General features: G+C 71.0%; 4 protein-coding genes. All 4 read left to right on the top strand.

Going from position 1 to position 4,191, the window contains the following annotated elements; all coding sequences use genetic code 11:
* The coding region (locus tag VIB55_RS22270; protein WP_331878877.1) for a hypothetical protein at nt 1-651 on the top strand (651 nt) is incomplete at its 5' end.
* Between the two features lie 251 nt (nt 652-902).
* A complete protein-coding gene (locus VIB55_RS22265) occupies nt 903-2,474 on the top strand; it encodes an N-acetylmuramoyl-L-alanine amidase (protein ID WP_331878876.1) in 1,572 nt (523 codons plus the stop codon).
* 17 nt (nt 2,475-2,491) lie between these two features.
* Entirely contained in the window at nt 2,492-3,526 is a 1,035-nt protein-coding gene (locus VIB55_RS22260; protein ID WP_331878875.1) for a hypothetical protein, read from the top strand.
* Between the two features lie 139 nt (nt 3,527-3,665).
* Complete coding sequence (locus VIB55_RS22255; protein WP_331878874.1) at nt 3,666-4,082, top strand: VOC family protein; 417 nt, start codon at nt 3,666-3,668, stop codon at nt 4,080-4,082.
* Nucleotides 4,083-4,191: the final 109 nt, after the last annotated feature.

Below are 4,191 nucleotides of genomic sequence, written 5' to 3'. Positions count from 1 at the left end.
GACCCGTGGGTCTGGATCGTCACGACGCGGTCCCTCAGCGGGCGGGTGGCGGTGGAGCGCCGGGAGTTCCGGGGTTCGGAAACGGTCACCGCGGTGGAGCCCTCCGGACCGCTGTGCGAGACGTTCGCCTTCGGGGGCGACGTGGGGAGCGTGGAAAGCCTGGTGCACCGGGTGCGGGTGGATCCCTTGCCGTGGCGGCTGGTGGATGGACGCCGCTTCGTGCCGCCCGGCGCGTCGCCGCGCTCCGCGACGTTCGTGGAGTGGCGGATCGAGGACCGCCGCTGGGTGGTCTCCGCGATCGGCGAGGAGCGGACGGCGGCTCCCCGGCTGCTCGGCAGGCCCGTGAACCTGCTGGTCCGCGATTCCACCGCCGGCCAGCCGCTCACGCTTCCGCTGCCGGCGGATGCCGGCGTCGCGGCCGGGACGCGCTGGTTGGCGGAGTACGAGCCGATCGTGGCCGGCGACATGATGCTGACCGTCAACGGGGAGCCACGCTCGGTTCCCGCCGATCTCCTCACCCGTGTCGGCACAGTGAACGGGGTAGCCGCGTATGGGGAGACCGGGGCCGGGCTCGAGGTCGTGTACGTTCCCGTTACGCGCGATGGCAGCTTCCAGATCTACCAGTTCATGACCAGTTCAGGCTGCCCCTGAACGGGGCCGCGGCAAAGATCGCGGATTTTAAGTTCGGCTCAGCGCGACGTGTGCACCGCTCTGGGGCAATGCGCACCGCGACGGTGCAGTCGGTGCGGTGCGCGCATCCTCGCGCGAAACCGGGAAATATCCCGCAAGCCGTGCCGCCCCACGCGGTTGCGCGGGCGCACCCGCGGCGTCGATCGCGGGTCCTGAAACTGCGGTCCTGGCGGGCTCCCGGCAGACCGGTTTCTCCTCTTGAAAGGACCCGCATGCGTCCCTTCCGTGTCCTCGCGTTGGCCTCCCTGGCGGCCGGCGTGCTCGCCGCCTGCGCCGACCAGCCCACCACGCCCCGCGCCGCGCCCGTCGCGGAAGACGGGCAACTTCAGCTGGACCCCCTCTTCAACGGCGCCGCCGCCGAGTTCGGCGTGCCGGCAGACCTGCTGAAGGCGGTGGGATTCGCCGAAACCGGGTGGCAGATGGTGCGCGGCGAGGCGGAGTTCATCGGCCAGCCGCGCGCGTTCGGCGTCATGGCCCTGCGCGGCGCGCACTTGGAGCGTGGCGCCGCCCTGGCCGGCGTGTCCGCGGCGGAGGCGCGCTTTCGCCCCGAGGCCAACATCCGCGCCGCCGCCGCCGTACTCGCCTCGCTCGCCGACGAGCTGCAGGTCAACCGCGCCGACTACGCCGCGTGGGCGCCGGCCGTGGCGCGCTACAGCGGCATCGTCGCGCCCGAGGGGCAGGCGGCGTACGTGCACGACGGCGTGTACGCGGTGCTGAACGCCGGTGTGCCCGCGGACCAGGCCGGCGGACGCGCCACGCTCGGCGCGCGCCGCGTCGCCCCCGGTTTCCCGCGCCCGGCGGTGGCGCCCGCGCCCTCCGGTCCTCGCATGGGAGCGACGCTCTCCGCGAGCGTGGTCTGGCGCCCGTCCCCCAACTACAGCTCGCGCGGCACCTATCCCGTGCACATGGTGGTCATCCACTCGTGCGAAAGCAGCTACAGCAGCTGCTGGAGCTGGCTGACCAACTCGTCTGCCCAGGCCAGCGCCCACTACGTCGTCAATACCACCGGCAGCGAGATCAGCAAGCTGGTGTACGAGAGCCAGAAGGCGTGGCACGTGGGCGCCACCTACTACTGCTCGCGCAACAACAGCACCGACTGCCGGTGGGACGGCGTGCAGAGCAACTACTTCACCGTGGGCATCGAGCACGCGGGCTACGCCTCGCAGACCTCGTGGCCCTCGGGGCAGATCCGCGAATCCGCCATCCTGGCCTGCCAGATCAGCAAGCGCCACGACGTACCGCGCGACCGCAACCACATCGTCAGCCATGCGCGGCTGCAGCCGTACGACCGCACCGACCCCGGCGCCAACTGGCCGTGGACGGACTACATGAGCCGCATCAACACGGCCTGCGACGCGGGCGAGGCGCTGATCGTCGATAACAACAACAGCCTGAACGATCCCGCCAAGGAGAAGTTCGAAATCGGCACCGGGTGGACGCAGTCCGACAACATCCCCGAGTACTACGGCGGCGGCTACTACCACGCTCCCACCGGCGCCGTGTCGGACCCGGCCGTGTTCTGGTTCTACCTTCCCGCCGCGGCGAGCAAGACTGTCGACGCCTGGTGGACTGACCTGGACAACCGCTCCACGACGGCGCCGTACATCGCCTACAACGCCTCGGGCACCGAGGTGGGCCGGGCCAGCGCCAACCAGCAGGTGAACGGCGGCAAGTGGAACACGCTGGGCACGTGGAGCTTCACGGCGGGATGGAACAAGATCATCCTTTCCCGCTGGACCACCGAGGGATCGTTCGTGGTCGCCGACGCCGTGCGCATCCGGTGATCGTGGAGATTCGATGGATGCACGGGCTCCGGACGCGCTCCGGGGCCCTGATCCTGGCTCTCGGTTTGGCCGGGTGCGGGGACTCGGGCGACGGGCGGATCGCGTTCGTTTCCGAGCGCGACGGCAACCGCGAGGTGCGCGTGGTGAACCTGCGGGGCGGGGAAGTGCGCCTGACGAGCAGCGAGGCCGACGACTATCCCGCGGCGGTGTCCCCGGACGGGCGCTCGCTGCTGGTGGTCTCGGCCGAGCAGACGCCGGCCGGCAGCGCCGAACGCCTGTCGCTGGTGCCGGTGGATGGCGGCGCGGCCGTTCCCGTGGGTCCGCGCGGGGCCCGGGTGCGCAACCCCAGCTGGTCGCCGGATGGTACGTGGTTCGTGTTCGAGGCCAGCACCCACGGCTTCAGCGACCTGTACCGCATGGACCGCGGCGGCGGGGCCGTCCGCCGGCTGACCGACGATCGCGAGGGCAACTTCGAGCCGGCCGTCTCGCCCGACGGCCAGTGGATCGCCTTCACCTCCAGCCGCGACGGTGACGCCGAGCTGTACGTGATGCGGGCGGATGGAAGCGGCGTCCGCCGGCTGACGGCCTACCGCCGCGACGACTGGGGCGCGCGCTGGTCGCCGGACGGGCGCCAGCTGGCGTTCATCAGTGACCGCGAGGGCGAGGACCGCATCTATCTCGTCGGCGCGGATGGAACCGGGCTGCGCGCGCTCACCGGCACGCCACGGGACGCTGGGGTCCTGCAGTCTGCCCCCGCCTGGTCGCCGGACGGGCAGCGGATCGCCTACGTGGAGCTGGCCCGCGGCAAGCGCGCTCGCGTGCGCGTCGCCAGCCTGGAGGGCGGCACGCCCACGAGTATCGCCTCGTCCACGGACGAGCTGGCGGCGGGCGCGCAGGAGAGCCCCGCATGGTCGCCGGATGGCCAGTGGCTCGCGTTCAGCTGGGAGCACGACGGCGACCCGGAGCTCTACCTGGCCCGCCCCGACGGCAGCCATCCCCGCCGCCTGACCCGCGCGCCCGGCGCGGACTGGCTTCCGCGCTGGGTGCGGTGAACGGAATCGACGCGGCGGCCTGATCGGCCGCCGCTCTCGTTTCGCCTTGCCAGCTTCCGGGAAGCCGCACAGTTTGCCGGCCGATGCGCCCTCCCACCCCGCCGCGCATCCGCAGGCCTACCTCCCCACGGAGCAGCTCATGGCGACCGGAACCTCTCGCAAGATCTTCGTGAACCTGGCCGTAAAGGACCTCGCGCGGTCCGTTGAATTCTTCACGAAGCTCGGGTTCACCTTCAACCAGCAGTTTACGGACGAGTCGGCCACCTGCATGATCGTCAGCGACGAGGCGTTCGTGATGCTGCTGGTGCACGGCCGCTTCCAGGATTTCACGAAGAAGCAGATCGTGGATTCCACGACGCATACGGAGGTGCTCGTCGCGCTCTCCGCCGAGAGCAGGGAAGACGTGGACGCGATGGTCCACACGGCCCTGGCGAACGGCGGCTCGCCCGCGAACGATCCGCAGGACCACGGATTCATGTACGGCTGGAGCTTCCAGGACCCGGATGGGCACATCTGGGAAGTGGTCTGGATGAATCCGGCGCACGTCCAGGGTTGAGCGCCCGCCGGGGCGCGGCGCGGGCATCATGCCGCGGCGCCGCGGCCCGCTCGGCCCGGTCCGAGCATCGATTCTGAAACCTGCCGCTCACCCCATCGTAGTCGCAGCG

The organism is Longimicrobium sp. (genome assembly GCF_036554565.1).
GTDB lineage: Bacteria > Gemmatimonadota > Gemmatimonadetes > Longimicrobiales > Longimicrobiaceae > Longimicrobium.
This window is presented reverse-complemented; position numbering and strand designations above follow the sequence as displayed.

Coding starts and splice junctions, on each gene's coding strand:
- VIB55_RS22265 (WP_331878876.1), top strand. CDS start 903: ATGCGTCCCTTCCGTGTCCTCGCGTTGGCCTCCCTGGCGGCCGGCGTG.
- VIB55_RS22260 (WP_331878875.1), top strand. CDS start 2,492: ATGCACGGGCTCCGGACGCGCTCCGGGGCCCTGATCCTGGCTCTCGGT.
- VIB55_RS22255 (WP_331878874.1), top strand. CDS start 3,666: ATGGCGACCGGAACCTCTCGCAAGATCTTCGTGAACCTGGCCGTAAAG.